Origin of the sequence: Streptomyces sp. NPDC057616, assembly GCF_042800575.1 — a bacterium.
Lineage (GTDB): Bacteria > Actinomycetota > Actinomycetes > Streptomycetales > Streptomycetaceae > Streptomyces.
In genome coordinates this window covers 93,253-117,436 of sequence record NZ_JBHVGU010000003.1, presented here as the reverse complement: position 1 = coordinate 117,436, position 24,184 = coordinate 93,253, and the positions used below count along the sequence as shown (strand labels likewise).

The 24,184-nt window shown below is 72.1% G+C and carries 16 protein-coding genes; 12 read left to right on the top strand and 4 right to left on the bottom strand.

What is annotated here, in order from left to right; translation table 11 throughout:
- The first annotated feature begins 135 nt into the window (after positions 1 to 135).
- The 3 genes from ACFU97_RS04070 to moeZ all read left to right on the top strand — a co-directional run bounded on the left by ACFU97_RS04070 (position 136) and on the right by moeZ (position 3,074).
- On the top strand, positions 136 to 1,095 hold the full coding sequence (locus ACFU97_RS04070; protein ID WP_384250544.1) for an NAD-dependent epimerase/dehydratase family protein: 960 nt from the start codon (positions 136 to 138) through the stop codon (positions 1,093 to 1,095).
- Positions 1,083 to 1,832 (top strand): spherulation-specific family 4 protein, encoded by a 750-nt coding sequence (locus tag ACFU97_RS04065; protein ID WP_384250541.1) that lies wholly within the window; start codon positions 1,083 to 1,085, stop codon positions 1,830 to 1,832. The genes ACFU97_RS04070 and ACFU97_RS04065 overlap by 13 nt, the downstream gene beginning before the upstream one ends.
- Positions 1,833 to 1,895: 63 nt before the next feature.
- On the top strand, positions 1,896 to 3,074 hold the full coding sequence (moeZ, locus tag ACFU97_RS04060; protein ID WP_384250538.1) for an adenylyltransferase/sulfurtransferase MoeZ: 1,179 nt from the start codon (positions 1,896 to 1,898) through the stop codon (positions 3,072 to 3,074).
- A gap of 80 nt (positions 3,075 to 3,154) precedes the next feature.
- Here the strand turns inward: moeZ and ACFU97_RS04055 are convergent, their stop codons facing one another.
- From ACFU97_RS04055 to ACFU97_RS04045, 3 genes are all read right to left on the bottom strand, one after another.
- On the bottom strand, positions 3,155 to 4,711 hold the full coding sequence (locus ACFU97_RS04055) for an alpha/beta hydrolase (protein WP_384250536.1): 1,557 nt from the start codon (positions 4,709 to 4,711) through the stop codon (positions 3,155 to 3,157).
- 136 nt (positions 4,712 to 4,847) lie between these two features.
- Positions 4,848 to 6,398: an alpha/beta hydrolase gene (locus ACFU97_RS04050; RefSeq protein ID WP_384250534.1), complete on the bottom strand. Its 1,551-nt coding sequence runs from the start codon at positions 6,396 to 6,398 to the stop codon at positions 4,848 to 4,850.
- Positions 6,399 to 6,492: 94 nt separating this feature from the next.
- Entirely contained in the window at positions 6,493 to 9,273 is a 2,781-nt protein-coding gene (locus tag ACFU97_RS04045) for a lysylphosphatidylglycerol synthase domain-containing protein (RefSeq protein WP_384250531.1), read from the bottom strand.
- A 186-nt stretch (positions 9,274 to 9,459) separates the two neighbouring features.
- Between ACFU97_RS04045 and ACFU97_RS04040 the strand changes: the two genes are divergently transcribed.
- From ACFU97_RS04040 to nudC, 5 genes are all read left to right on the top strand, one after another.
- The gene (locus tag ACFU97_RS04040; RefSeq protein ID WP_384250529.1) at positions 9,460 to 9,846 is read left to right on the top strand and encodes an MGMT family protein; all 387 of its coding nucleotides are present in this window, start codon (positions 9,460 to 9,462) and stop codon (positions 9,844 to 9,846) included.
- A 257-nt stretch (positions 9,847 to 10,103) separates the two neighbouring features.
- The gene (locus tag ACFU97_RS04035) at positions 10,104 to 13,712 is read left to right on the top strand and encodes a UvrD-helicase domain-containing protein (protein WP_384250527.1); all 3,609 of its coding nucleotides are present in this window, start codon (positions 10,104 to 10,106) and stop codon (positions 13,710 to 13,712) included.
- A gap of 133 nt (positions 13,713 to 13,845) precedes the next feature.
- Complete coding sequence (locus ACFU97_RS04030) at positions 13,846 to 17,442, top strand: UvrD-helicase domain-containing protein (protein WP_384250525.1); 3,597 nt, start codon at positions 13,846 to 13,848, stop codon at positions 17,440 to 17,442.
- A 10-nt stretch (positions 17,443 to 17,452) separates the two neighbouring features.
- On the top strand, positions 17,453 to 18,865 hold the full coding sequence (locus ACFU97_RS04025; RefSeq protein ID WP_384250523.1) for a dipeptidase: 1,413 nt from the start codon (positions 17,453 to 17,455) through the stop codon (positions 18,863 to 18,865).
- Positions 18,866 to 19,022: 157 nt separating this feature from the next.
- Positions 19,023 to 19,967 carry an NAD(+) diphosphatase gene (gene nudC / locus ACFU97_RS04020; RefSeq protein WP_384250521.1) on the top strand — a complete coding sequence of 315 codons (945 nt, stop codon included), beginning with the start codon at positions 19,023 to 19,025 and terminating at the stop codon, positions 19,965 to 19,967.
- A gap of 85 nt (positions 19,968 to 20,052) precedes the next feature.
- Here nudC and ACFU97_RS04015 read toward each other — a convergent pair whose 3' ends face one another.
- Positions 20,053 to 20,295 (bottom strand): mycoredoxin, encoded by a 243-nt coding sequence (locus ACFU97_RS04015; protein ID WP_030929162.1) that lies wholly within the window; start codon positions 20,293 to 20,295, stop codon positions 20,053 to 20,055.
- 184 nt (positions 20,296 to 20,479) lie between these two features.
- Between ACFU97_RS04015 and ACFU97_RS04010 the strand changes: the two genes are divergently transcribed.
- The 4 genes from ACFU97_RS04010 to ACFU97_RS03995 all read left to right on the top strand — a co-directional run bounded on the left by ACFU97_RS04010 (position 20,480) and on the right by ACFU97_RS03995 (position 24,030).
- The gene (locus ACFU97_RS04010) at positions 20,480 to 22,675 is read left to right on the top strand and encodes an ATP-dependent DNA helicase UvrD2 (protein WP_384250517.1); all 2,196 of its coding nucleotides are present in this window, start codon (positions 20,480 to 20,482) and stop codon (positions 22,673 to 22,675) included.
- Between the two features lie 165 nt (positions 22,676 to 22,840).
- Positions 22,841 to 23,164: a hypothetical protein gene (locus tag ACFU97_RS04005; RefSeq protein ID WP_384250515.1), complete on the top strand. Its 324-nt coding sequence runs from the start codon at positions 22,841 to 22,843 to the stop codon at positions 23,162 to 23,164.
- Between the two features lie 177 nt (positions 23,165 to 23,341).
- Positions 23,342 to 23,710 carry a WhiB family transcriptional regulator gene (locus ACFU97_RS04000; protein ID WP_016437873.1) on the top strand — a complete coding sequence of 123 codons (369 nt, stop codon included), beginning with the start codon at positions 23,342 to 23,344 and terminating at the stop codon, positions 23,708 to 23,710.
- A complete protein-coding gene (locus tag ACFU97_RS03995; protein ID WP_384250513.1) occupies positions 23,707 to 24,030 on the top strand; it encodes a hypothetical protein in 324 nt (107 codons plus the stop codon). The genes ACFU97_RS04000 and ACFU97_RS03995 overlap by 4 nt, the downstream gene beginning before the upstream one ends.
- The last annotated feature ends 154 nt before the right edge of the window (positions 24,031 to 24,184 follow it).

Here is a 24,184-nt window from a genome sequence, read left to right as displayed (position 1 = left end):
ACGCCGGATCCCACCGGCCCCGAACCCGCCGCAGGCGCCAGGACCCGCCGCCCGAGGCCCACGCTCCCCATCCTCCGAAGGAGAACCCGAAATGATCACCTCCCGATCCGACGCCTCGGCCCCGGGAGCCGCCCGATGAGAGTCCTGCTGATCGGAGCCAACGGCTACCTGGGCCGCTTCGTCGCCGACCGCCTGCTCGCCGACCCGGCCGTCCAGCTCACCGCCCTCGGCCGCGGCGACGACGCCGACGTCCGCTTCGACCTCGCGTCCGGCAGCCCCGGCGCCCTCACCCGCTTCCTCGACGCGGTCCACCCCGGTGTCGTCATCAACTGCGCCGGCGCCACCCGCGGCGGCGCCCGGGACCTGACCCGCCACAACACCGTCGCCGTCGCCACCGTCTGCGAGGCCCTGCGCCGCAGCGGCTGCGACGCCCGGCTGGTGCAGATCGGCTGCAGCGCCGAGTACGGGCCCAGCCAGCCCGGCTCGTCCACGGCCGAGGACGCCGTTCCCCGCCCCGGCGGCCCGTACGGCGTGAGCAAGCTCGCCGCCACCGAACTCGTCCTCGGCTCCGGCCTGGACGCGGTCGTCCTGCGGGTCTTCTCGCCCGCCGGTCCCGGCACCCCCGCGGGCTCGCCACTCGGCCGGCTCGCCGAGGCCATGCGCCGCGCCATGCAGTCCGGCGACGGCGAGCTCAAGCTCGGCGGTCTCGGTGTCCAGCGTGACTTCGTCGACGTACGCGACGTGGCCCGTGCCGTGCACGCCGCCTCGCTCTCCGCCGCGCAGGGCGTCATCAACATCGGCTCGGGCCGCGCCGTCCGGCTGCGCGACGCCGCCGCCGTGCTCGCCCGCGTCGCCGGATACGGCGGCGCCCTCCACGAACTCGACGGCCCGCCCGGACCGTTGCGGCCCACCGTCGGCCACCAGCGCTCGGACCCGGACCACGTGGCTCCGATGGCGTACCCGTACCCGGACGGCTGCGGCAGCTGGCAGCAGGCCGACGTGCGCACCGCGCGCGACCGGCTCGGCTGGCGGCCCAGGATCAACCTCGAGGAGTCCCTCGCCGACATCTGGATGGAGGCGGCATGCCGTATGTGACCAGCACCAGAGAAGGAACCGCGAGCACCGACGTCCGCACCGGGTTCGGCATCCCCGGCTACGCCCACCCCCTGGTCGCGCCCACCGAGTGGGGCGAACTCACGCGGCCCGGAACCCCTTTGCACTGGGTCGTGCTCAATGTGGCCGACGGCCCCGGCGCCCGCCCCGACCCGCACTGCCTGGAGGCGGCGGGACGGCTGCGGAACATGGGCGTACGGGTCCTCGGCCACCTCGAGTGCGCGTCCGGGGCGCAGTCCTTCGGCGAGGTGGTCTCCGACGCACAGCGCCACATCGACTGGTACCAGGTCGACGGCTTCCTCCTGGACCGCTGTCCGACCGACGCCGTCTCGCTCCCCGAGATCCGCCGCACCGTCACCACGCTCCGCGCGCTCTGTGAAGACGCTCACATCGTCCTCGGCCACGGCACCCACCCGCACCCCGGCTACCTGGAGTGCGCCGACCAGCTGGTCACCTTCTGCGGTCCCTGGAGCGACTACCGCTGGTCGCAGGTGGCGGAGTGGACGGCGGAGCATCCGCCGGAGCGCTTCTGCCACTTCGTCCACGGAGTGCCCCTGCCGCATCTGGAGGAGGCACTGCGCATCGCCCGCTGGCAGGGCGCCGCGACCATCTACTTCACCGACCGCACGGACCAGGGCGGGCGCAGCGACCCGTGGGAGGCCATGCCCGGCTACTGGGACGAAATCGTCTCGCGGATCGGAACAGGTGTCTCGGAATGAAAAAGGCCGTGGCAATGTTGCAGGGAGAAGTCCCGTAATGATTGACCGACCAACGGAGTCCCCGTGTCGCTGCCACCCCTGGTCGAGCCGGCTGCCGAGCTCACCGTAGACGAGGTTCGCAGGTACTCCCGCCACCTGATCATCCCCGACGTGGGGATGGACGGGCAGAAGCGGCTGAAGAACGCCAAGGTGCTGTGTGTGGGCGCCGGCGGCCTGGGCTCGCCGGCGCTGATGTACCTGGCCGCCGCGGGCGTCGGCACCCTCGGCATCGTGGAGTTCGACGAGGTCGACGAGTCGAACCTGCAGCGCCAGATCATCCACAGCCAGTCCGACATCGGCCGCTCCAAGGCGGAGTCCGCCCGTGACTCCGTCAAGGGCATCAACCCGTACGTGAACGTGGTCCTTCACGAGGAGCGGCTCGAGGCCGACAACGTGATGGACATCTTCAGCCAGTACGACCTGATCGTCGACGGCACGGACAACTTCGCGACCCGCTACCTGGTCAACGACGCCTGCGTGCTGCTGAACAAGCCGTACGTGTGGGGCTCGATCTACCGCTTCGACGGCCAGGCCTCGGTCTTCTGGTCCGAGCACGGTCCCTGCTACCGCTGCCTCTACCCGGAGCCCCCGCCGCCGGGCATGGTCCCCTCCTGCGCCGAGGGCGGCGTCCTGGGCGTGCTGTGCGCGTCCATCGGCTCCATCCAGGTCAACGAGGCCATCAAGCTCCTCGCGGGCATCGGCGAGCCGCTGGTCGGCCGCCTGATGATCTACGACGCCCTGGAGATGCAGTACCGCCAGGTCAAGGTCCGCAAGGACCCGAACTGCGCGGTCTGCGGCGAGAACCCCACCGTCACCGAGCTCATCGACTACGAGGCCTTCTGCGGCGTCGTCTCCGAGGAGGCCCAGGAGGCGGCGGCCGGTTCGACGATCACTCCCAAGCAGCTCAAGGAGTGGATCGACGACGGCGAGAACATCGAGATCATCGACGTCCGCGAGATCAACGAGTACGAGATCGTCAACATCCCGGGCGCCAAGCTGATCCCGAAGAACGAGTTCCTCATGGGCACCGCCCTGGAGAGCCTCCCGCAGGACAAGAAGATCGTCCTGCACTGCAAGACGGGCGTCCGCAGTGCGGAAGTCCTCGCGGTCCTGAAGTCCGCGGGCTTCTCCGACGCCGTGCACGTCGGTGGCGGCGTGATCGGCTGGGTCAACCAGATCGAGCCGGACAAGCCGGTCTACTAGACCGCACCGGTCCACCAGGCGCATGACTTTCGGGGAGGGGCTCGGCACCACGGGTGCCGGGCCCCTTTCCGCTGCCCGCGCTACGAGGCGCAGACCTTGCCGTCCTTCGGCACGGCCCCCTTCAGCAGATACGCGTCCACGGTCGCGTCGACGCAGTCGCTCCCGCTGCCGTACGCACCGTGTCCCTCGCCCTTCCAGGTGAGCTCCACACCAACGCCCTTGCCCAGCTCGTCGGCCATCTTCCGGGCGCCCTCGTACGGCGTCGCCGGGTCGCCGGTGTTGCCGACCACCAGGATGGGCGCCGCACCGGACGCGCTCACCTCCGGAGTGTCGAACTGCCCGGCCACCGGCCAGTTGTGGCACCAGCCGGCCGTGTCCCAGCCGAGGAAGTCGCCGAACACGGGGGAGATCTTCTCGAACGCCGCGAGCCGCTTCTTGGTCTCCTCGGCGGTCGGCCGCTGCTTGTCGTCCAGGCACGATATGACCCGTTGCGAATGGGTCGTCGTGGCGTAGTGGCCCGAGGCGTCGCGTTCGTTGTAGCCGTCGGCGAGTGCCAGCAGCTCGGAACCGTCGCCCTGCTCCGCCGCGTTCAGGGCGCTGGTCAGGGTCGGCCAGCCCTCCTTGCTGTAGAGCGGCAGGACGATGCCGGTGAGGGCGAGCGACTGCGTCAGCTTCCGCCCGGAGCTGGTCGGCAGGGGCTTCGCGTCGAGCCCCTTCACCAGGTCCGCGATCTTTTGCGTGCCCTGCTTCGGGTCCTGGCCGGTCGACTTGAGGTAGTCGTCCAGGGCGCGCTGGAAGCCGCGGGTCTGGTTCTCCGCCTGGCCCACGGTGTCGGCGCTCGGGTCGACGACCGCGTCGAGGATCAGCCGTCCCACGTTCCTGGGGAACAAGTGGGCGTAGACGCCGCCGAGTTCGGTGCCGTACGAGATGCCGAAGTAGTGCATCTTCGTGTCGCCCAGGACCTGGCGCATCAGGTCCATGTCGCGGGCGGTGTCCGTCGTCGACACGTGCGCCAGCAGCTTGCCCGAGGCCTTCTCGCAGCCCTGGCCGAAGTTCGCGGCGTCCTGGAAGTACGCCTTCTCCTCGGCCGGGGTGTCGGGGGTGGCGTCCACGTCCTCGGCCGCCTGGATGGCCTTGTCGCTGCGGCAGCGCACGCCCTCGCTGCCGGCGACCCCGCGCGGGTCCCAGCTCACCAGGTCGTAGTGCTCGCGCAGCGTGGACACCGTGGAGGCGTACGTGGGCATCATGGACACGCCCGAGCCGCCGGGGCCGCCGAAGTTGAACAGGAGCGAGCCGATGCGCTTGCCGCCGTTCGCCTTGGCGCGGATGAGTGCCAGCCCGATCGTGTCGCCCTCGGGCTTGGACCAGTCCAGGGGCGCCTTGAGCGTCGCGCACTGCCAGTCGTTGCCCGGCGCGGGGGAGTCGGCGGTGGCCTTGCACCGGCCCCAGGCGAGCTTCTGCCCGGTCAGTGAGGAGGGCAGCGCGGCGGTCGTTCCGGAGGATCGGGACGGGGACGAGGGCGGCGGACTCGACCGCTCACCGCTCTTGCCGTCGTCGGACGACGAGCCGCCGCTGCAGCCGCCCACCAGGAGCGCCGCGGCCGCGCCCAGAGCCGCCCACCGTACGAGTCGTGCCATGTGACTTCCCCCCTCGCAGGCCGTCCGCGTCGTGCAGCGGACGGCGGTCAGGCCATAGTAGGCGGATCAAGCCGGACCTGCCCAAGCCTGTGGATAACGTTCTGACCTGGGGTTTTCTCAGCTCATCGGCGCGTGCTCAGGAGCAGACGGTCCCGGCCTTCGGCACCCTCCCGTCCAGGAGATAGCCGTTGACCGCGGCCTGCACGCACTTGTTCTTGCTGTCGTACGAGCCGTGCCCCTGCCCCTTGTACGTCAGCTCGACGCCGACGCCGGGGCCGAGGGAGTCCACCATCTTCTTCGCGCCCTCGTAGGGCGTGGCCGGATCGCCGGTGTTGCCCACGACGAGGATCGGCGCGGCGCCCGGCGCGCTCACGTCGGGGTGGCCGGCGGCGCCGGGAACGGCCCAGTCGGTGCAGCTGACCATGGACCAGGCCAGGAAGTCGCCGAACAGCGGCGAGGCCGACCGGAACTCGGGCAGCTTCTGCTGCACGAAGGCCGGGGTGTAGCGGGCCTTGTCGTCGGCGCAGTTGATGGCGACGTTGGCGGCGGCGATGTTGCTGTACTCGCCGTTCTCGCTGCGGCCGTTCAGCGAGTCGGACAGGGCCAGCAGAATCCTGCCGTCGCCCTGGTAGGCCTGCTCCAGGCCCTCCGTGAGGTACTGCCAGAAGTCCTTCGAGTACAGCGCCTGCGCGATGCCGTTGGTCGCGGCGGTCTGCGTCAGCCGGCGGGGGAAGATGCCGGCGATCGGCTTGCTGTCGAGGTCCTTCAGCAGCTTGGCGATACGGTCCTTCACGTCCTGCGCGGTGTCGCCGATCGGGCAGTCCGTGGTCTTCGAGGTGCAGTCCGCGGCGAAGTTGTCGAGAGCCAGCTGGAAGCCCTTCGCCTGCCCGAGCGAACTCTGCTCCGCGTCCTGCGTCGGGTCCACGACCGCGTCGAAGACGGCGCGGCCCACCTTCTTCGGGAACAAGTGGGCGTAGACGCCGCCGAGTTCGGTGCCGTAGGAGATGCCGAAGTAGTACAGCTTGTCGTCGCCGAGGACCTGCCGCATCAGGTCCATGTCGCGGGCTGCGTCGGTGGTGCGCACATGCGGCAGCACCTTCCCGGTGTTCTTCTCGCAGGCCGCGTTGAACTGCTTGGTGTTGTCCACGTACTCGGTGCGCTCGCGGGCGTCGTCCGGGGTCGCGTCCTGCTGGAAGTACGCGTCGAGCTGCTGGTCGTCCTCGCACTCCACGGGAGCGCTGCGGCCGACCCCGCGCGGGTCGAAGCTGACCAGGTCGTAGCGGGTGCGCAGGGTCGCGTAGTCCTGGCCGAAGGAGGGCAGCGTGGTGACGCCCGAGCCGCCCGGACCGCCGAAGTTGAACACCAGCGAGCCGATGCGCTTGTTCGCCGCCCCGCTCGCCTTCGCCCGGATCAGCGCGAGGCCGATCGTGTCGCCCTTGGGCTTGTTCCAGTCCAGGGGCGCCTTCATGGTGGCGCACTGCCAGGTGCCGCCGTGGGGCAGGGGCGAGGGGGCGTCACCGCCGCCCTCGGCGGTGGACGGCGCCGGGCAGTCCTTCCAGTCGAGCTTCTGTGCCGACAGGTCCCCGCCGCCGCTGGAGCCGTCGTCGCTGCAGGCCGCCAGCGCAGAGCACAGCAGCACGGCGGAGGCGGTCACGGCGACGGCGCGCAGACGGGATGGCTTCGGCATGCTCCCATCCTGCTGCGGCGCGGGGCCGGGCGCTCGGGGCACGGGCCGTACGAGGTACGCGCGCGTACAGACGTCGTACGAGAACGCCGTCGTACTAGAGCGAGCCCTTGCGGGTGAGGTGGTTGAAGGCCAGCCAGCCCGGCAGCACCGGCAGCCACAGGGTCAGCAGCCGGAACAGCAGGACGGCCGGGGCCGCGACCTCCTTGGGCAGACCCACCGCGATCAGGCCGACCGTGAGGGTCGCCTCCACCGCGCCCACGCCGCCCGGGGTCGGGGCCGCGGACCCGAGCGCGTTGCCGGCGAGGAAGACGACGGCGACGCTGGCGATGCTGAGCGAGGTCCCCTGGGTGCCGAAGGCGCGGATCGAGGCGTCCAGGCACATCACGAAGCAGGCGGTCAGCAGCAGGGTGCCGCCGATGCCGCTGACGAGCTTCTGCGGCCGCTGCAGCACGTCCAGCATCCGCGGTACGACACCGGCGAAGAGCGAGCGCACGCGCGTGACGACGAACTTCCGCAGGAACGGCACCGAGGTGACCACCAGGACGAGCACCGCCACGGTCAGCAGGCCCGCGATGACCGTCCGGGACGGCGACAGCGACGGTGTCTTCTCGGTGCCCGTCAGATAGCCGAACGACAGCAGCATCAGGATGTGGCAGCCGAGGCCGAACAACTGCGAGCCGCCGACACTCGCCACCGCGAGCCCCGGGCGCACTCCCGAGCGCTGCAGGAACCGGGTGTTGAGGGCGACGCCGCCCACCGCGGCGGGGGCGACGATCTTGACGAACGACCCGGCGACCTGGGCGGCCACGGCCCGCGGGAACGGCACGCGCTCGGGCACGAACCCCAGCAGTGCCATCGCCGCCGCGAGGTAGCTGCACGCCGCGAACGCCGCGGCCGCGAGGACCCAGCCCCACTGGGCGTTCGCGACCAGGGGACCGAACTCGATGTGGGTGAGCTGCGTCAGCAGGAAGTAGGCGCCGATGGCGCCGGCGATGAAACTGATCAGGGTGCGCGGCCGCACCCGCTCCAGGCGGGCGGGCTCGACCGGTGCCTGCGGCCTGATCAGCAGCACCTGGTGGCGGATCTGGGCGAGCAGGTCCTCCTCGCGCGCCTCGTCCAGCGCCTCGTCGATGGCCCGCTTCTCGGCCCGCTGCTCCGCGCGTACGGCCTTCTTGTCGGGCTTCTCGGCCACGGCCTCGCCGTCCTCCGAGGCCTCCTCCAGGCGCGCCTGCTTGAGCTGCCGGGATGCCTCCAGGACCGCCTCACGCTCGCGCTGGGCCCGCTCGCGGGCCAGTCGGCGCAGGGTCGCGCGCGAGGTGCGGCTGAGCGCGATGGGCTGGAGCATCGGCAGACAGTCGGCCACGGCGTCCGGTCCGAGCACGCCCACGGCCGACGCCACCGCGCGCTCGGCGCCCACCCGCAGCCCCAGCGTCACCAGGAGCTGCGAGATGTCCATGCGCAGCAGCAGATCGCCGGCCGCGATCTCGCCGACGCGCAGATCGGTGATGATCACCGTGCCGGAACGATCCACCAGAATCGCGTCGCCCACCAGCCGCCGGTGCGCGATGCGCCGGGACTGCAGGGCTCGCACCTGGTGCCAGGTGCCGTGCAGCAGCTCGTCGGTGATCTCGTCGTCGGGCAGGTTGTCCAGGGTGCGCCCGCCGGTGTGCTCGTAGATGAGCATCACGGCGTCGGGGCCGAGCTCCGAGGTCGCGATCAGCTTGGGTGCGTTGGCGCCGGCCGCGATCGCCGCGTACGCGAGCAGGGCCTCCTGCTCCAGCGCCTGGCGCAGCGACTGGAGGCTGCTGCGGGTGGCGAAGCCGCGCAGCGTCAGATTGCGCCACGCGCGGTAGAAGAAGCCCTGCGCCTGCTGCTCGCGGTCGACGACCGTGACGTCCAGCGGCGGGCCGTCCTCCAGGGTGACGAAGTAGCGCCGGCCGCGGTCGCCGGTCTCCGGCGTCTCCGCCATCTCCTCGCGCGAGGCGGTCACCGGGCGGAAGCCGACGTGCCGCAGGCCCGCCATCAGCGTGCGCCCCGTGGGGCGGACGTTGGGCGAGCCGACCGCGTACAGCGTCCCGTAGGCCACGGTCCAGCCGATCAGCACCGTCAGGATGATCGAGAACGGGGTCGTGTACCCCGTGACGAGCATGGAGAAGGCGTCGAGCAGCAGCACGATCCACAGCACCGCGCGCCAGCGCGGGCGCCGGGACATGCCGACGGCCGTCATGTACGCGATGACCGGCGCGAGATAGCCGTGCACCGGGTCGGTGAGGGCGTGGATGTCGCCGGGGGAGGGCTGGGTGAGCGCCTCCTGGATGGAGCCGGGAGCGGCCTTGGCGACCCACAGGTCCGTGGCGAGCGTCACTCCGTGGGCGAGCACCGCCGCGAGCACGCCGTCGGCGATGCGCAGCCCGTCGCGCTTGATCAGCCGCTCGATCGCGAAGGCGACCGGCACGAGCAGGATCGCGATGCTGGAGGCCAGGCCCGCGATCTTGATGAGCAGGTCGGGCGCCTGTCCGGTGCCCTTGTTGATGTCCTGTTCCAGACCCGAGGTGGTGCCGTGCGCGAACGCGGCGATCGCGAGCAGCACGGCGACGGCCAGCACGCCCACCAGCAGGCGCATCAGGTCCGAGGGGCGGTGCACGCGCGCGGGGAGCAGCGGTTCGTCGCCCTCGACCTCGTCGATGTGCACCTCGTCGAGGAACTCGTCCTCGCCGTCCCGCCCGTCCTTCTTGCTCAGCTTCTTCGACGCGGTGGCCTTGCCTTCCGGAGCGGTCGTCCCACCCCCGGATTTGGAGGCGGTGCCGCCGTCCGGGCGCGACGAAGCGTCAGAGGTGCTCTCCGCGTCCTCTGGGTGCGCACCCTGCTGCTTCATCGTCTCTTCTTGATCTCGTATCACCGGTCACCGCCCGCACGATGGTGGCATGCCCCACCGACACGCGGGGGTATCAGGGTGCACATGCGGGGGCGCACAGTCTGCCGGAAGCGCCGCCGCGGGGCGAGACGTACGCACAGTCGCGACGGCGTCACACTGTCGGTGGCATGGGGCAGGATGAGCCGGATGAGTGAGGAGAGCCTTCCGCACGACGCCCGCCCGGAACCCCCGGACGCGCTCCCGGAGTATGCCGAGCGTGTCCTGGAGGTCGCCGAAATGATCCCGCCCGGACGCGTCATGACATACGGGGATGTCGCCGAATGGCTGGAGGAGGGCGGTCCTCGCCAGGTCGGCCGCGTGATGGCCCTCTACGGCGGAGCCGTTCCGTGGTGGCGCGTCGTACGCGCGGACGGAGTGCTGCTGCCGGGCCACGAACTGCGCGCACTCGGCCACTACCGCACCGAGGGCACACCCCTGAAGCAGGCGAGCAGGGCCGCCGAGGGCCATCTGCCGCGTCTCGACATGAGACGGGCGCGCTGGGACGGCGGCGGACGTGCGGAGGGTCACACCTGACAGCTTCCGCCATACGGCGGGCGTTCGTGTGACCCGTGATCCGTACGGGGGAACCGAGGCACGTTTGTGGCATGCCGTACGTTCGTGGGTCGAGGGGCCCGTGGGCCGCGAGTGCCGACTGGGAAGAAGCGGAAGCCCTGCTTCCACAGCATCCGTCGGCGTAGCGTCGCCTGCACCAGTCCCCCTCACCCCCCGACCACCGTCCTGAACGCAGGGTGGTCCGACAACCAGCACAACCACCAGGACCGGCGAACCACGTGAGCTCCTCTTCCTCCACCAGGCGCCTGCCGCACCCACAGGTGCGGCAGGGGAACAGTGGCGCTTTCCGGCTGGTGCGTACCCCGCCGACCCGGCCGGCTCCCCCTCGTCTTGACGCGTCTCAGCGCTCGGTGGTTGACCACGAGGCCGGACCGCTGCTCGTTCTCGCAGGTCCGGGCACCGGCAAAACCACCACGCTCGTGGAGGCGGTGGCGTCCAGGATCGCCCGTGGCGGGGACCCCGAGCGCATCCTGGTGCTGACGTTCAGCCGCAAGGCGGCCGTCGAACTGCGCGACCGCATGGCCTTGCGCATAGGGGCGGCACGCGCGCCCCAGGCGACCACCTTCCACTCGTACTGCTACGGCCTGGTCCGCGCCCACCAGGACAGCGACCTGTTCGTCGAGCCGCTGCGGCTGCTGTCCGGCCCCGAGCAGGACGTGACGGTCCGCGAACTGCTCACCGGCCAGACCGACCTGGAGCGGCTCGGCCTCGCGCACGTGCGCTGGCCCGACGATCTGCGCGCCTGTCTGACCACCCGCGGCTTCGCCGACGAGGTCCGCGCGGTGCTGGCCCGCAGCCGCGAACTGGGCCTGGACCCGGGTGCCCTGGACGCCTTCGCCCGCCGGATCGGCCGCCCCGACTGGCGCGCCGCGGCCGCCTTCCTCGCCGAGTACCTCGACGTGCTCGACCTGCAGGGCGTGCTCGACTACGCGGAACTGGTCCACCGCGCCGTCCTGCTGGCCCGCCGCCCCGAGGTCGCGGCACAGCTCGCCGCGCAGTACGACGCCGTCTTCGTGGACGAGTACCAGGACACGGACGCCGCCCAGGTACGGCTGCTGCACGCGCTCGCCGGCGACGGCCGCACCCTCGTCGCCTTCGGCGACCCCGACCAGTCGATCTACGCGTTCCGTGGCGCGGACGTGGGCGGCATCCTGGAGTTCCCGGGCGCCTTCCCGCGCGCGGACGGCCGCATGGCCCCCGTGGAGGTGCTGCGTACCTCACGCCGCTCCGGCGCCGCGCTGCTCGCCGCCACCCGGCTGCTCACCCGGCGCATGCCGCTGACCCGCCTGCCGGCGGAGAAGGTACGCGCGCACCGCGAGCTCGCTCCGGTGCGGGACGGCGGCCGCGTCGAGGTGTACACGTACCCGACGCCCGGTACGGAGCTGGACAACATCGCCGACATCCTGCGCCGGGCGCATCTGGAGGACGGCGTCCCGTGGAGCGAGATGGCCGTCCTGGTGCGCGCCGGTTCCCGCACCATCCCGACGGTCCGCCGTGCCCTCACCGCGGCCGGCGTCCCCCTCGACATAGACGGCGACGACCTGCCCCTGCGGCATGAACCTGCGGTGGCACCCCTGCTGACGGCGCTGCGGGCGGTGGCCGCGGCGGAGGCGTCGTCGGAGGCGGTGCCTTTCGAAGCGGCGTCGTCCGATGCAGCCACGTCCAATGCCGTGGCGTCCGGAGTTGCTACGTCCGAACCCACCTCGTCCGAACCCACCTCGTCCGGAGCCGCGTCCTCAGAGGCGGGGTCCTCAGAGGCTGGGTCCTCGGAGGAGGGGCCTTCGCAGGCGGAGTCTGCCGCGGGCGATGTCGCACCGGCCGGGCCTGCGGCGGGAGATGACGCGTCCGGCGAGCCCGCCGCGGAAGGTGCCCCGTCAGCCGAGCCCGCCGCCGGGGATGCCCCCTCTGCCGAGCCCGCAGCCGGAGATGCCCCGCCCACCGACCCCACCCCCTCCTGGCTCGACACCGAGACCGCTCTCACCCTCCTCGCCTCACCCCTCGCCGGTATGGACGCAGCCGACCTGCGCCGCCTCGGGCGGGCCCTGCGGGACGAGGAGCGGGCCGCCGGCAACCCCCTGCCGCCGCCCTCGGACGAACTGCTCGCGCGGGCGCTCGCCGAGCCGGAGCGCCTTGCCGTCCACGACCCCACGTACGCGCGTGGCGCCCAGCGGCTCGGCGCGCTGCTGCGCCGGGCCCGGGAGCGCCTCGCCCGCGGAGGCACCGCCGAAGAGGCGCTGTGGGACCTGTGGGAGGGCACGCCGTGGCCGGTCCGCCTGGAGCGGTCCGCGCGGCGCGGCGGCGCGGCCGGACGCAACGCCGACCGCGATCTGGACGCCGTGTGCGCGCTGTTCGCGACCGCCGCGCGCGCGGAGGAGCGCACCGGCGGCCGGGGCGCCCTCAACTTCCTGGAGGAGATCGAGGCCGAGGACATCGCCGCCGACACGCTCACGCGGCGTGCCGTACGCCCGGACGCCGTACGCCTGATGACCGCCCACCGGTCCAAGGGCCTGGAATGGCGACTGGTCGTCGTCGCCGGTGTCCAGGAGGGCCTGTGGCCCGACCTGCGCCGCCGCGGCTCGCTCCTGGAGGCCGACCGCATCGGCCGCGACGGACTCGCCGAACCGCTCACCCCGGGCGCGCTGCTGGCGGAGGAGCGCCGTCTGTTCTACGTGGCCGCCACGCGCGCGCGTGAACGTCTCGTCGTCACCGCCGTGAAGGCCCCGGCCGACGACGGCGACCAGCCCTCCCGCTTCCTGACCGAACTCGGCGTCGAACCCAGGGACGTCACCGGCCGCCCGCGCCGCCCCCTGTCCGTCGCCGCGCTCGTCGCCGAACTGCGCGCCACGACGGTCGACCCGCGCGTCTCGGACACCCTCAGGGAGGCCGCCGCCCACCGGCTGGCCCGGCTCGCCGCGCTCGCCGACGAGGACGGCCGCCCCTTGGTGCCCTCGGCCCATCCCTACCGCTGGTGGGGCATGTTCGAGCCGACCGAGAGCAAGGTGCCGCTGCGCAGCCGCGACCAGCCCGTCGTGCTCTCCGGCAGCGCCCTCGACCAGCTCGCCAACACCTGTGCCCTGCAGTGGTTCCTGGGCCGTGAGGTGAAGGCCGACGCACCCGCGACGACCGCGCAGGGCTTCGGCAACGTGGTGCACGTCCTCGCCGACGAGGTCGCCTCCGGACACACCCCGGCCGACCTCGCCGTCCTCATGGAGCGCCTCGACTCCGTGTGGAACGCGCTCGCCTTCGACGCGCCCTGGAAGTCGGCGCAGGAGAAGGAGAACGCGCGCGTGGCACTCGAGCGCTTCCTGCAGTGGCACGTCATGGACCGCACCGGCCGCACCCCGGTGGCCAGCGAGCACGACTTCGACGTCACTCTCGGGGCGGGCGACTACGAGGTCCGCATCCGCGGTTCCATGGACCGCGTCGAGGCCGACGGCGAGGGCCGCGCCTACGTCGTCGACTTCAAGACCGGCAAACAGGCGCCCAGCGCGCGCGAGGTGGAGCGCCACCCCCAGCTCGCCGTCTACCAGCTCGCCGTCCGCGAGGGCGCCGTCGACGACGCCTTCGACGGAGAGCGCCCCGAGTCCGGGGGCGCCGAACTGGTCCAGCTGCGCCAGGGCGCCGCCCAGCGCGACGGCGGCGAGACGCTGCCCAAGGTGCAGGCGCAGGAGCCGCTGGAGGGGGAGTGGGTCGGCGAACTTCTCGCCACGGCGGCCGGCAAGGTCCTCGACGAACGCTTCACGCCGACCGCCGGACAACACTGCGCGCACTGCGCGTTCCAGGCCTCCTGCAGCGCCCGCCCCGAAGGGCGGCACGTGGTCGAGTGACGTGGGTGATCCATCAGACCACACGTGCTGACCTGCGCTTCTCTTCGATCCGGAACCGATCCGGAACCGATCCGGAACCGATCCGGAGCCCATGCGGGCTCCACTGTCAGTGGTCACCGCTAGCCTCTCTGACGTGCCGCCCCGTATCACCGATCCCGATCAGCTCAAGGAGCTCCTCGGGATTCCGTTCACCCCCGAGCAGACGGCGTGCATCATCGCGCCGCCCGCTCCCCAGGTGATCGTGGCCGGTGCCGGGTCGGGCAAGACGACGGTGATGGCGGCGCGCGTGGTGTGGCTGGTCGGCACCGGCCAGGTCGCCCCGGAACAGGTCCTCGGCCTCACCTTCACCAACAAGGCGGCGGGCGAACTCGCCGAGCGCGTCCGCAAGGCGCTCGTCAAGGCGGGCGTCACCGACCCGGACGTCATCGACCCCGACAACCCGCCGGGCGAGCCGGTGATCTCGACGTACCACGCCTTCGCGGGCCGCCTGCTGACCGACCACGGCCTGCGCATCGGCCTCGAACCCACCGCCCGCCTGCTCGCCGACGCCACCCGCTACCAGCTCGCCGCGCGCGTGCTGCGCGAGGCGCCGGGCCCCTACCCGGCGCTCACCCGCTCCTTCGCGGACCTGGTCAGCGACCTGCTCACGCTGGACGCCGAACTCGCCGAACACCTCGTGGGACCCGGGGAACTGCGCGCGTACGACAGCGAACTGCTGCGCGCCCTGGAGAACGTCAAGCTTCGCAACGACGCCCTGCGGCAGGTCCCCAAGGCGGCCGCCGCCCGCCACGCCCTCGCCGAGCTGGTCGTCCGCTACCGCGCCGCGAAACGCGAGCGGGACCTGCTCGACTTCGGCGACCAGATCGCCCTGTCCGCGCAGCTGGCCCGGATCCCCGAGGTCGGCCGCATCCTGCGCGACGAGTTCCGCGTGGTCCTCCTCGACGAGTACCAGGACACGTCGGTGGCCCAACGCATCCTCCTGGCGGGCCTGTTCGGCGGCGGCACCGGCCACCCGGTCACCGCCGTCGGCGACCCCTGCCAGGCCATCTACGGCTGGCGCGGCGCCTCCGTCGCGAACCTGGACGACTTCCCGGAGCACTTCGCGCACCCCGACGGCCGGCCCGCCGCCCGGCAGGCGCTCAGCGAGAACCGCCGCAGCGGCGGCCGCCTCCTCGACCTGGCCAACGGCCTCGCGGAGCCGCTGCGCGCCATGCACGCGGGCGTGGAGGCACTGCGCCCCGCCCCCGGCGCCGAACGCGACGGGACCGTGCGCTGCGCGCTGCTCGCGACGCACGCCGAGGAGATCGAGTGGCTCGCCGACTCCGTCGCCCACCTGGTGAACACCGGGAAGGCGCCCGGCGAGATCGCCGTCCTGTGCCGCACGGCCACCGACTTCGCGGAGATCCAGGGCGCCCTCGTCGCCCGGGACGTCCCCGTCGAGGTGGTCGGCCTGTCCGGGCTGCTGCATCTGCCCGAGATCGCCGACCTGGTCGCCGTCTGCGAGGTCCTCCAGGACCCCGGCGCCAACGCCTCCCTGGTCCGGCTGCTGACCGGCCCGCGCTGGCGCATCGGCCCGCGCGACCTCGCCCTCCTGGGGCGGCGCGCACGGTTCCTCGTCGCCCACGCGCGCGTGGAGGACGACGACCGCGACCGCCGCCTCGCCGAGGCCGTCGAGGGGATCGACCCCGCTGAGGTGACCTCGCTCGCGGACGCTCTCGACACCTTCCTGGAGATGCCGCTCGACACCGGCCACGAGGACGACGGGCTGCCCTTCTCGCCGGACGCGCGCGTGCGCTTCGCGCGCCTGGCCGCCGAACTGCGCGATCTGCGCCGCTCGTTGTCGGACCCGCTGATGGACGTCCTGCACCGCGTCCTCGCCGTCACCGGCCTCGAGGTGGAGCTGTCGGCGTCCCCGCACGCCCTGGCCGCACGCCGTCGCGAGACCCTCTCCAACTTCCTCGACATAGCCGCCTCGTTCGCCGCCGGCGACGGCGAGGCCACGCTGCTCGCCTTCCTGGCCTTCCTGCGCACCGCCGCCCAGTACGAGAAGGGCCTCGACAACGCCCTGCCCGGCGGCGAGAACACCGTGAAGGTCCTCACCGCCCACAAGTCCAAGGGCCTGGAGTGGGACGTCGTGGCCGTCCCCGGGCTGGTCACCGGCACCTTCCCGAGCAGCAGGGGCCGCGAACGGTGGACCGCCCAGGGCAAGGTGCTGCCGCACGAGCTGCGCGGCGACGCCGCCACCCTCCCCGACGTCGGCAGCTGGGACTCCCGGGGCCTGAAGGCCTTCCAGGAGGCCATGAAGGAGCACCAGCACACCGAGGAACTGCGCCTCGGCTACGTCACCTTCACCCGCCCCCGCTCCCTGCTCCTCGGCTCCGGCCACTGGTGGGGCCCCAGCCAGAAGAAGCCCCGGGGCCCTTCCGACTTCCTCCAGGCCCTGTACGAGCACTGCGAGGCCGGGTACGGCGAGATCGAGGCATGGGCGCACGAGCCGGCCGAGGACGAGGAGAACCCGGCCCTGCACACGGCGAACGCCGAGCAGGCCTGGCCCCTGCCCCTGGACGAGGCGTCGCTCACCCGGCGCCGGGCGGCGGCCGAGACGGTCCTTGCCCACCTGGAGGACCTCGCCTCGCACGCGGACGGCAACCCCGCTGCCACGCACGACCCGGACGACCATGAGGACCCGGGCTGGCCACCGCCGCCGGACGACGAACCGCCGTACGACGACCTTCCGCCGGACGAGGAAGACCCCTTCACGGACGAGGACTTCACCAACGAGGACCTCACGGACGGGAACGGCTTCGTGGACGAGGACTCCTTCGTGGACGAGGGCTCCTTCGCCGGCGAGGACCCGTCCGGCTTCGACGCCTGGCCCGCCGCCCGCCCCACCGTCCCGCACCAGGCGCCGCCGCCGGAGAGCCCCGGGCCCCGCAGTGGTGCACGCCCGCACCCGGACCGCCGCCCGGCGCGCGGACCCGCGCGCCTCACCCCTGAGGAGGCCCGCACCCTCGCCTCCTGGGACCGTGATCTCGACGCCCTCACCGGTGAGCTCCTGCGCGCGCGGGAGGCCGTCACGGACGTCCCCCTGCCCGCGTCGCTCAGCGCGTCCCAGGTGCTGCGCCTGGCCGCCGACCCGGAGGGTTTCGCGCAGGAGCTCGCACGCCCCATGCCGCGCCCTCCGCAACCCGCCGCACGCCGGGGCACCCGGTTCCACGCCTGGGTCGAGGCACGCTTCGAGGAGCTGACCCTGCCCGTGCTGGAGCCGGAGGAGCTGCCCGGCGCCGAGGCGGAGATCGCCGACGAGCGCGACCTGGCGGCGCTCAAGGACGCCTTCGAGCGCACCGAGTACGCACACCGCACGCCGCACCGCGTGGAGGCGCCCTTCCAGCTCGCCATCGCCGGCCGCGTGGTCCGGGGCCGTATCGACGCCGTCTACAAGGAGGGCGACGGCGACCGGACGACGTACGAGATCGTCGACTGGAAGACCAACCGGACCCGCTCCGCCGACCCCCTCCAGCTCGCCCTGTACCGGCTCGCCTGGGCCGAGCAGCAGGGCGTTCCCCTGGAGTCCGTCAACGCGGCGTTCGTCTACGTACGCACCGGTGAGGTGGTACGACCGGACGACCTGCCGGACCGGGCCGCACTGGAGCGGCTGCTGCTGGAGGACCCGTCCGCGCAAGCAAACTGTGAGGAACCGCCCAACGAGGATGTCCGTCAGGGCCGATAGGCTCGTGACCATGAGCCAGCCCGTTGACAGTGCCGTCAGCGCCGTCCGTACGTACATCGAGCAGCACCGCGCCGCCTTCCTCGGCGACCTCGTCGAGTGGCTGCGCATCCCGTCCGTGTCGGCCCAGCCCGATCACGCGCCCGACGTGCGCCGCAGCGCCGACTGGCTCGCCGCCAAACTCCAGGAGACCGGCTTCCCGACCACCGAGGTCTGGGACACCCCGGGCGCCCCGGCCGTCTTCGCCGAGTGGCCCTCCGCCGACCCCGAGGCGCCCACCGTCCTCGTCTACGGCCACCACGATGTGCAGCCCGCGGCCCGCGCGGACGGCTGGGACAGCGACCCCTTCGAGCCCGTCGTCCGTGAGAATCGTCTCCACGCGCGCGGGGCCGCCGACGACAAGGGGCAGGTGTTCTTCCACACACTCGGTGTCCGTGCCCACCTCGCCGCCACCGGCCGGGGCACCCCCGCGGTCAACCTCAAGCTGCTGATCGAGGGCGAGGAGGAGTCCGGCTCCCCGCACTTCCGTGCGCTGGTCGAGCGGCACGCGGACCGGCTCGCCGCCGACGCCGTGATCGTCTCCGACACCGGCATGTGGTCCGAGGACACCCCCACGGTGTGCACCGGCATGCGCGGCCTCGCCGAGTGCGAGATCCACTTCCATGGCCCGGACCAGGACATCCACTCCGGCTCCTTCGGCGGCGCCGTCCCCAACCCCGCCGCCGCCGCGGCCCGCCTCGTCGCCGCCCTGCACGACGAGCACGCACGCGTGGCGGTCCCCGGCTTCTACGACGGAATCGTCGAACTCACCGACGCCGAGCGCGCGCTCTTCGCCGAGCTGCCCTTCGACGAGCGGCAGTGGCTGCGCACCGCCAAGTCGTACGCCGCCCACGGCGAGGCCGGGCACACCACCCTGGAGCGCATCTGGGCCCGCCCCACGGCCGAGGTCAACGGCATCGGCGGCGGATACCAGGGCCCCGGCAGCAAGACGATCATCCCGTCCTCGGCGGTGGTGAAGCTCTCCTTCCGGCTGGTCGCCGGCCAGGACCCCGACCACGTCGAGAAGGCCGTGCGCGCCTGGGCCGCCGAGCACGTACCGGCCGGGATCCGGCAGGAGATCACCTTCGGCGCGGCCACGCGCCCGTGCCTGACGCCGCTGGACCACCCGGCCCTGCAGTCCGTGGTGCGGGCCATGGGCCGCGCCTTCGACCGGAAGATCCGCTTCACGCGCGAGGGCGGCTCCGGACCGGCCGCCGACCTCCAGGAAGTCCTCGGCACCCCCGTGCTCTTCCTGGGCATCTCCGTCCCGTCCGACGGCTGGCACGCGCCGAACGAGAAGGTCGAGCTCGACCTGCTCCTCAAAGGCGTCGAGACCAGCGCGTACCTGTGGGGCGACCTCGCCGAGAACTGGCGCCATGCGCCCTGAGCGCCCCGAGCCGTCCGGAGGGGCACCGAGCGAAGGGCACACTGAAGAGTCCGCCCCCGCACCGCCCCGCCCCACCGGGTCCGGTGATCCCGTGACGCACGTCCCGCCGAACCGCCCGCCGAAACAATCCGTTCCACCGGGGGAGTTGGAAGCACCCGTGACCACCAGGACCGACCACATCGCCGACCGCCCCATCTCGCTCACCGCCCCCAGCGGCATCGACCGCGCGGCCCACCACCGGCTCGACGAGGCATGGCTGGCGGCGGCCTGGAGCCACCCCACGACCCGCTGCTTCGTGGTCTCCGGAGGCCAGGTCCTCATCGACGAGACGGCCGACGGCCGCACCGAACTCGTCATGACCCCCTCCTTCGAGGCCCCTCTGACCGAGGCGCACCGCTACTTCCTGGGCACCGACGAGGACGGCATCAGCTACTTCGCCCTCCAGAAGGACGGGCTGCCCGGCCGCATCGACCAGTCCGCGCGCCCCGCGGGCCTGCGCGAGGCCGGACTGCTGCTGTCGCCGCGCGACGCGGGCCTGATGGTGCACGCGGTCGGTCTGGAGAACTGGCAGCGCACCCACCGCTTCTGCTCCCGCTGCGGCGAGCGCACGGTCATCGCCGCGGCCGGCCACATCCGCCGCTGCCCCGCCTGCGGCGCCGAGCACTACCCGCGCACCGACCCGGCCGTGATCATGGCCGTCACCGACGAGGACGACCGCATCCTGCTCGGCCGCCAGGTGCACTGGCCCGAGGGCCGCTTCTCGACGCTCGCCGGATTCGTCGAACCCGGCGAGTCCATCGAGCAGTCGGTGCGCCGCGAGGTCTTCGAGGAGGTGGGCATCATCGTCGGCGACGCCGAGTACGTCGCCAGCCAGCCCTGGCCCTTCCCCTCCAGCCTGATGCTCGGTTTCATGGCCCGCGCCACCTCGATCGACATCACGGTCGACGGCGACGAGATCCACGAGGCCCGCTGGTTCTCGCGGGACGAGCTCGGCGCCGCCTTCGAGGCCGGCGAGGTCCTGCCGCCCTACGGCATCTCGATCGCGGCCCGCCTGATCGAGATGTGGTACGGCAAGCCGCTGCCCACGCGAAGCTTCGTCTGAGCCGGACGAGCGAGCCGGACGTAACGCAAGAAGGCGGCCCCTGAGTCTCCTCAGGAGCCGCCTTCCCGGCGAAACCGCGCAGCGCCTACGCGCCGATCTTCTGCTTGACCTGCGCCAGCGACGGGTTGGTGAGCGTCGATCCGTCCGGGAACAGCACGGTCGGGACCGTCTGGTTTCCGCCATTCGCCTTCTCGACGAAGGCCGCGGAATCCGGGTCCTGCTCGATGTTGATCTCGTTGTACGTGATGCCCTCGCGGTCCATCTGGCTCTTGAGCCGGCGGCAGTAGCCGCACCACGTGGTGCTGTACATCGTCACAGTGCCCGGCATGTCTCTCGCGCTCCTTGGCGGCTAGGGGATCGGTGCTCGCGGTAGGGGGAACGTACTTGAAAGCGCCACCATTCCCCCGGGCGGTATCCCGCCGGACGTGACGCCTGCCGCATTAGTACGACCGCGGGTGCCTGCCTGTGGACAACCGCCGCACTCGTCTCCGGCGACCTGGCAGCATGGCCGTGTGACAGCAGCAACGCACTCCACGCTCTTCCCGCAGGTACCGGACTCGGCCGACGCGGTGCTCGAAGGGCTCGACCCCGAGCAGCGCGAGGTGGCCACCGCCCTGCGCGGCCCGGTGTGCGTACTGGCGGGCGCCGGCACGGGCAAGACCCGGGCGATCACCCACCGGATCGCCTACGGGGTGCGCGCCGGGATCCTCCAGCCCTCCAGCGTGCTGGCCGTCACGTTCACCAACCGCGCGGCGGGCGAGATGCGCGGCCGGCTGCGCCAGCTCGGCGCGTCCGGCGTCCAGGCGCGTACGTTCCACTCGGCCGCCCTGCGCCAGCTCCAGTACTTCTGGCCGAAAGCCGTCGGCGGCTCCATGCCCCGGCTCGTCGACCGCAAGATCCAGCTCGTCGCCGACGCGGCCGCCGCCTGCCGCATCCGCCTCGACCGCGGCGAGCTGCGGGACGTCACGGCCGAGATCGAGTGGTCCAAGGTCACCCAGACCGTCCCCGCGGACTACGCACCGGCCGCCGCCAAGGCCGGCCGTGAGTCCCCCCGGGACCCGGCCGAGATCGCCCAGCTCTACTCCGTCTACGAGGACCTCAAGCGGGACCGCTCCGTCATCGACTTCGAGGACGTCCTGCTGCTGACCGTCGCCGTCCTGCAGGACCGGCACGACATCGCCGACCAGGTCCGCACCCAGTACCAGCACTTCGTGGTCGACGAGTACCAGGACGTCAGTCCCCTCCAGCAGCGCCTGCTGGACCTGTGGCTCGGCGAGCGGGACAACCTCTGCGTGGTCGGCGACGCCAGCCAGACCATCTACTCGTTCACCGGAGCAACCCCGGACCACCTGCTCGACTTCCGCACCCGCCATCCCGGAGCCACCGTCGTCAAGCTGGTCCGCGACTACCGCTCCACCCCGCAGGTCGTCCACCTCGCCAACGGCCTTCTCGCCCAGGCCCACGGCCGCGCCGCCGACCACCGCCTGGAGCTGATCTCCCAGCGGGAGGCGGGCCCCGAGCCCGTCTACACCGAGTACACGGACGAGCCCGCCGAGGCCGAGGGCGCGGCCCACCGCATCCGCGAGCTCATGGACGCGGGCGTCGCGGCCGGCGAGATCGCCATCCTGTTCCGCACCAACTCCCAGTCCGAGACCTACGAGCAGGCCCTGGCCGACGCCGGGATCCCCTACCAGCTGCGCGGCGCCGAGCGGTTCTTCGACCGCCCCGAGGTCCGCAAGGCGGGCGTGGCGCTGCGCGGCGCCGCCCGCTTCGGAGGCAACGACTCCCTGCTCGACGACGCCGTCGACCTCCCCTCCCAGGTGCGCGCCGTGCTGTCGGGCGAGGGCTGGACGTCCGAACCGCCGGCCGGGTCCGGGGCGGTGCGCGAGCGCTGGGAGTCGCTCGCCGCGCTCGTGAACCTCGCGCACGACTTCGCCGCCGCCTCCCCCGGAGCCACTCTCGGCGACCTCGTCGCGGAGCTGGACGAGCGGGCGAACGCGCAGCACGCGCCGACCGTGCAGGGCGTAACCCTCGCTTCCCTGCACTCGGCCAAGGGCCTGGAGTGGGACGTCGTCTTCCTGGTCGGTGTCGCCGAGGGCATGATGCCGATCACCTACGCAAAGACCGACGAGCAGATCGAGGAGGAGCGCCGCCTCCTCTACGTAGGCGTCACCCGGGCCCGCGAGCACCTCCATGTCTCCTGGTCGCTGTCCCGCGCGCCCGGCGGCCGCCCCAACCGCCGGCCCAGCCGGTTCCTGGACGGACTGCGCCCGGGTTCCACCGGCGCGGCCGGCCGCGCCGCGGCGGGTGGCGCCGGGGGAGTGGAGCGCGGTTTCACGAGAGCACCGGCGGCCGTGCCGCGACGCAAGGAACGCACCCCGGCGCGCTGCCGGGTGTGCGGGCGCACACTCACCGATGCGGGCGAGATGAAGCTGATGCGTTGCGAGGACTGTCCCTCCGACATGGACGAGGGGCTCTACGAGCGCCTGCGCGAGTGGCGCGCGGTCCAGGCGGAGCGCAGCGGGCAGCCGGCCTTCTGCGTCTTCACCGACAAGACACTGATGGCGATCGCCGAGTCCGTGCCCCACGACGAGCGCGAACTGGCACGGATTCCCGGGGTCGGCATGCGCAAGCTCAACCGGTACGGGGCCGATGTCCTGGCCCTCTGCGCGGGCCGCGAGCTTGTGGAAGACGACGAACGGGACTGATTCAAACTCGTCGAAAAAATAGTTTGCGCATGCCCCAGCAATCCCCATAGGTTCTTGTCCACGGGAACGGAGGCCTTCTCGGAGGCCCTGATTCCGTGTTCTACTTGCATATCCGTCGGACTGGTTCGTCCCAGTCCTCCGAGACGCCGAGAGGAGGCGATTGAAGTGATCAGCATCAGCAGCAGCACCGTCAGCACCGCCAAACTGACCGATCGCACGGTCGTCTCCGCGTGCATGCTCGGCGTTTCGCACCAGGGCACCGGTCTGTCCGGCATTCCTGCCGCCGGTCCGGCGTCCGCCTCCGTGTCTCTCGCGGGCCTTCCCGTCCGTGAGCGCAATGAGCGACCGATCAAGGCACTGGAAGCAGTAGCGGCACAGGCGCAGGCCTATGCCTTTACGGCGGCCGGTGCCGGAAGCCGGAAGCAGACGACGCAGCACCACCTGATGTGGGCCTTCCGTGGGCCAGATCCCTGGAGTGATCCAGCCTGATCTTTGATCAGGCCGGCGCCTTCAGGGCCGCGGAACCCCACCCGGGATCCGCGGCCCTTCTGTTTGTCCCCCATCCGGGGACGACGGAGCGAAGGGGCCTCGGGACAAGAAAAGAACCCGGTACCAGCCGACCACCGACCCAACAGGGCCGGAACGACCAGACGAGGAAGACCCACCGTGCAACTCGAAGCGCACGCCCCGTCCGTACCGCCTTCAGACACGATCCCCAAGCCCGGCCCCACGGAGGACTCCACCTTGATCCCGCTCACCGCGCTCACCGCGCTCGACGACGCCATCGAGAACCTCGGCGTACCCGTCCCGTGCCGCTCGTACGACCCCGAGGTCTTCTTCGCCGAGTCGCCGGCCGACGTCGAGTACGCCAAGTCCCTCTGCCGCACCTGCCCGCTGATCGAGGCCTGCCTCGCCGGCGCCAAGGAGCGGCGTGAGCCCTGGGGCGTCTGGGGTGGCGAGCTGTTCGTCCAGGGTGTCGTCGTCGCCCGGAAGCGGCCGCGTGGTCGCCCGCGCAAGAACCCGGTCACGGCATGAACACCGCAGGAACCATCGACCGTCCCCTCACGAACGACCCCAAGAAGCAGGCCCCGATGAAGCCGTCCGCCAACGAGCCCACCGGCTCCGCGATCGAAGATTTCACCACCACCGGCGTGACCCGCTCGCGCCAGAACAGGACCCGAGAGATGCAACTCATCCCAGAAGCCCTGGCTCGTGCGCATATGCACGACCGGCTGCATGAGGCCGAGCAGGAACGCCGGGCCGTGAGCCTGGCGGTCGCCCGCCGGATGCAGCGCCGGGCCGAGCGCGCCTCGCGCCGTGCCCGCCGTGCGCTGGCCGTGGCAGTCATGCAGTAAGCAACCACACCTTGAAGCGGTGGCCTCCCCTCCCAGGGGAGGCGAAAGCTCCTCGCGGGGGCCGGTCCGTCCGAACCGACCCGTCCCCCCCGCATGTTTCTGCAGTGGAGAGCGCCCCCCCCCCCCCGCCTCTCCCCCCCCCCCCTCCCCCTCC

What these genes read in the sequence shown, in the direction of transcription:
- ACFU97_RS04070 (WP_384250544.1), top strand. Translation starts at nt 136, where the DNA reads ATGAGAGTCCTGCTGATCGGAGCCAACGGCTACCTGGGCCGCTTCGTC.
- ACFU97_RS04065 (WP_384250541.1), top strand. Translation starts at nt 1,083, where the DNA reads ATGCCGTATGTGACCAGCACCAGAGAAGGAACCGCGAGCACCGACGTC.
- ACFU97_RS04055 (WP_384250536.1), bottom strand. Translation starts at nt 4,711, where the DNA reads ATGGCACGACTCGTACGGTGGGCGGCTCTGGGCGCGGCCGCGGCGCTC.
- ACFU97_RS04050 (WP_384250534.1), bottom strand. Translation starts at nt 6,398, where the DNA reads ATGCCGAAGCCATCCCGTCTGCGCGCCGTCGCCGTGACCGCCTCCGCC.
- ACFU97_RS04045 (WP_384250531.1), bottom strand. Translation starts at nt 9,273, where the DNA reads ATGAAGCAGCAGGGTGCGCACCCAGAGGACGCGGAGAGCACCTCTGAC.
- ACFU97_RS04040 (WP_384250529.1), top strand. Translation starts at nt 9,460, where the DNA reads ATGAGTGAGGAGAGCCTTCCGCACGACGCCCGCCCGGAACCCCCGGAC.
- ACFU97_RS04025 (WP_384250523.1), top strand. Translation starts at nt 17,453, where the DNA reads ATGAGCCAGCCCGTTGACAGTGCCGTCAGCGCCGTCCGTACGTACATC.
- ACFU97_RS04015 (WP_030929162.1), bottom strand. Translation starts at nt 20,295, where the DNA reads ATGCCGGGCACTGTGACGATGTACAGCACCACGTGGTGCGGCTACTGC.
- ACFU97_RS03995 (WP_384250513.1), top strand. Translation starts at nt 23,707, where the DNA reads ATGAACACCGCAGGAACCATCGACCGTCCCCTCACGAACGACCCCAAG.